The 3,597-nt window shown below is 69.5% G+C and carries 3 protein-coding genes and 1 tRNA gene; 1 reads left to right on the top strand and 3 read right to left on the bottom strand.

The window, feature by feature from the left end; all coding sequences use genetic code 11:
• Positions 1-1,382, top strand: a 1,382-nt coding sequence (locus tag WBA11_RS15310) for a hybrid sensor histidine kinase/response regulator transcription factor (RefSeq protein ID WP_424521530.1), incomplete at its 5' end; no start/stop codon positions are given.
• Positions 1,383-1,448: 66 nt separating this feature from the next.
• On the opposite strand, the gene WBA11_RS15305 is transcribed toward WBA11_RS15310, so the two are convergent.
• The 3 genes from WBA11_RS15305 to pyrH all read right to left on the bottom strand — a co-directional run bounded on the left by WBA11_RS15305 (position 1,449) and on the right by pyrH (position 3,325).
• Positions 1,449-1,535 (bottom strand) — tRNA-Ser (locus WBA11_RS15305).
• A gap of 402 nt (positions 1,536-1,937) precedes the next feature.
• Positions 1,938-2,507: a ribosome recycling factor gene (gene frr / locus WBA11_RS15300; RefSeq protein WP_424521529.1), complete on the bottom strand. Its 570-nt coding sequence runs from the start codon at positions 2,505-2,507 to the stop codon at positions 1,938-1,940.
• A gap of 50 nt (positions 2,508-2,557) precedes the next feature.
• Positions 2,558-3,325, bottom strand: coding sequence for a UMP kinase (gene pyrH, locus WBA11_RS15295; protein ID WP_424521528.1), 768 nt, complete (start codon positions 3,323-3,325; stop codon positions 2,558-2,560).
• Positions 3,326-3,597: the final 272 nt, after the last annotated feature.

The following is a 3,597-nucleotide window of genomic DNA, read 5'->3' as shown; positions in this document are numbered from 1 at the left end:
TCTTGGACGCCGCCCGCCTCGAGGCCGGCGAGATGACGCTGCGCGCCCGTCCGCTCGACCTGGGCGCCTGCATCCGGGCGACCGCTTTGTCCTTCGCCCCGCTCGCCGAGCGCCGCGGCGTCACGTTCGAGGTCGAGACGCCGGCCGACGCCCTCGAGGTCTGGGCCGACGCCGACAAACTCGACGCGGTCGTGGTCAACCTGCTCTCGAACGCGTTCAAGTTCACGCCCCAGGGCGGCGGCGTGAGCCTGTCCGTCGGTTCTGCCGCCGAGGACGGTGCCTGGGTCCGCGTCCGCGACAACGGGCCGGGGATCGCGCCGGCCGACCTCGAGCACGTGTTCGACCGGTTCTACCGCGTCGAGGAGACCGGGGGCACCGAAGGAACGGGCATCGGACTCTCGCTCGCCCGCGACCTCGCGGTCCTGCACGGCGGTGTCCTGGAGGCCGAGAGCATCGAGGGGCTCGGCTCCGTGTTCACGCTGACGCTCCCGCTCGGCCGGGACCACCTCGAGGACGGTCAGATCGCACCCGCCGCCCTCGAGGACGGGCCGCCCCAGCTCGCCGTCCCCGCCCTCGACCCCGCCGGCGTCACTGAACCCGACGACGCCGACGACCGGACGACGGTCCTGGTGGCCGACGACAACGCCGACATCCGGGCCTACGTCCGTTCGCACCTCGCCGACCGCTACCGCGTCTTGGAGGCGGCCGACGGCGCGCGCGCCCTCGAGGTCGCCCGCCAGGAGACGCCGGACCTGATCGTGAGCGACATCATGATGCCCGGCCTCGATGGCGTGGGGCTCGTCCGCGCGCTCCGCGCCGATCCGGCCACGGACTTTATCCCCGTCGTGCTGCTCACGGCCAAGGCCGAGGAGGCGGACGTCCAGGCCGGCCTCGATGCGGGGGCCGACGCGTACGTGGTGAAGCCGTTCAACGCGCAGACGTTGCAGGCCCGGATCGACAACCTCGTCGCGTCGCGGCAGTCGCTCCGGGTTCGGTTCGCCACCTCCGGCGACGGCCTGGCCTCCGCGACACCAGAGGCTGTGGATCCCGAGATGTCGCCCTTCGTGGTCCAGGCCCGGTCGGTCGTCGAGGAGCGCCTCGGCGATGACACCTTCGCTGTCTCAGATTTTGCGGACGCCCTGGGCATCACGCGGAGCACGCTCCACCGTCGGCTCAAGTCGGAGACCGGCACGACGCCTTCCGCATTCGTCCGCGACCTCCGTCTCGAGCACGCCCGGCGCCTCCTCGAGGACGGCGCCGGGAGCGTCAGCGAAGTCGGGTACGCGGTCGGGTTTCGCAGCGTGTCGCACTTTTCGCGCTCGTTCAGCACGCGGTACGGCATGACGCCGTCGGCCGTCGGGCAAGAGGCGGCCAGGGGCTAGCGGCCGTCCTCGAGGCCGCTCCAGCAAAAAGCCCCGGTCCAGATCGCTCTAGACCGGGGCTCGGTGCGGAGAGAGAGGGATTCGAACCCTCGGTACCGTTGCCGGCACACACGCTTTCCAGGCGTGCTCCTTCAGCCACTCGGACACCTCTCCAGAGACGACGAATCTAACAAGCCGGCCGAACGCCTGCTTCGGAGGAACGCCGAAGAACGCTCGCCCTCGAGGACGAAACCTCGAGGGCGAACATGGCGGTCGCATCTGCAGAGACGCCCCGTGGGGTGTCTTCGTCCTCGAGGTCGTGTCCAATCTCGGTGTTCGTCCACAGAAAACACCGCTCACGAGTCATCCCCGCGCAAGCGGGGACCCATACGGTTCCGCTCGCAGCCTCGAGGCCGACTCAGCGTCGGAACCTCTCACCGGGCCTCTCCCGCAGGGAGAGGGGACATCGTCTGCCGCGTCGGGTTCGGTGACGCCCTCGAGGGCGGACGGTTCTGGGGTTGTCACGGAGTAGGGCGCCGCGCACGTTCCAACACCCAACACCCAACACCCAACACCCTACACCGTCATGATGTCCTTCTCCTTGGCGTCGAGCGCCTTGTCGATCCGGCCGACGTAGCGGTCCGTCATCGCCTGGAGCGACTCCTCGGCCTCGTACTGCATGTCCTCGGAGAGCGACTCCGCGTTGACCGTCTTCTTGATCTGGTCCTTGGCCGTCCGGCGCGCGTTGCGGATCGAGATCTTGGCCTCTTCTCCCTTGGCGCGGGCGTTTTTGGCCAGGTCGCGGCGGCGCTCCTCGGTCAACGGCGGGATCGAGAGCAAGATCTGGGACCCGTTGTTGGTCGGGTTAAGGCCCAGGTTCGCGAGCGTGATCCCCTTCTCGATGGCCCCGATCGTGCTCTTGTCGTAGGGCGTGACCGTGATCAGGTCCGCCTGGGGCGCAGCCGTGTTGGCCACCTGGTTGAGCGGCGTCGTGGTCCCGTAGGCCTCGACGCGGACGCTGTCCAGCATCTGGGGGTTGGCGCGCCCGGCGCGGATCGAGTTGAGCTCGTGGTTGAGGTGCTGAATGGCGTCGTCCATGCCCATCTCGGCCTCATCGAGGGCGTCCTGAAGCTGCGGGTCGATCATGTCTGGAGAGGATGGCCGACCTCGAGGTCGGGCGAGTTCGGAAGGGAAGGCTAGGCGAGGACAACGGATTCGGCGTCGGCGTCCCAATGGACCGTCGTGCCGACGGGCTCGCCGCGCAAGATGCGGGTGAACGTGCCCGGCGTGTTCATGTCGAACACGATGAGCGGCAGGCCGCTCTCTTTGGCGAGGGTGACCGCGGTCAGGTCCATGACCTTGAGGTCGCGCTGGATCACCTCGCCGCCGAAGATGGACTCGTAGCGCTGGGCGTCTTGGTCCGTCTCAGGGTCCGCTGTGAACACGCCCGGCACACGCGTGCCTTTCAGGATCACCTCGGCGTCGATCTCGGCGGCGCGCAGGGCGGCGGCGGTGTCGGTCGAGAAGAACGGGTGGCCCGTTCCTCCGCCAAAGACCACGACCCTGCCTTTCTCGAGGTGCCGGATCGCGCGGCGCCGGATAAAGGGCTCCGCGATCTCGTTCATCTCGATCGCCGAGACGAGCCGCGTCTGGAGGCCGGCCCGCTCGAGCGCGTCCTGGAGCGCCATGCCGTTGATCATGGTCGCCAGCATCCCCATGTAGTCCGCGTGGGCGCGGCTGGACATCTGGGAGCCCTGCGGCGAGACGCCGCGGAAGATGTTGCCCCCGCCGATCACCAGCGCGACCTGGGCGCCGGCCTCGACGGCCTGTTTGACGTCGGCGGCGTACTGGTCGAGGACGCCGTGGTCGATGCCGAACGCCTTGTCGCCGAGCAGGGCCTCGCCGCTCAGCTTGAGCAGGACACGGCGGTAGCGGAGCGATTCGTCGTCGGCGTCGGTGGGCATCCGGGATCGAGAGGGCGTGTGGGAGCGGCGGCCCGAAGGTACGGCTCGGCCTCGAGGCCGGGCAACGAGGGATGGCGCTCGCGTCGTCCTCGAGGACGAGCCTTGGGACGCCGTCACCGACGGTTTACCTTGGCGCCGGACCCCCACCGCTCATGGCCCCTCGATCCCTCCCGCCCGTCACCGGCGACCGCGTCGCGACGCGGGCCAAGCTCCTGGGCGCGGCGCGCCGACAGTTCTCGGCCGGCGGCTACGGCGAGGTCGGCGTGCGCGAG

The organism is Rubrivirga sp. (genome assembly GCF_049648075.1).
GTDB lineage: Bacteria > Bacteroidota > Rhodothermia > Rhodothermales > Rubricoccaceae > Rubrivirga.
Note: the sequence above shows the minus strand (reverse complement) of the source record. Positions and strands in the feature narration are given on the sequence as shown.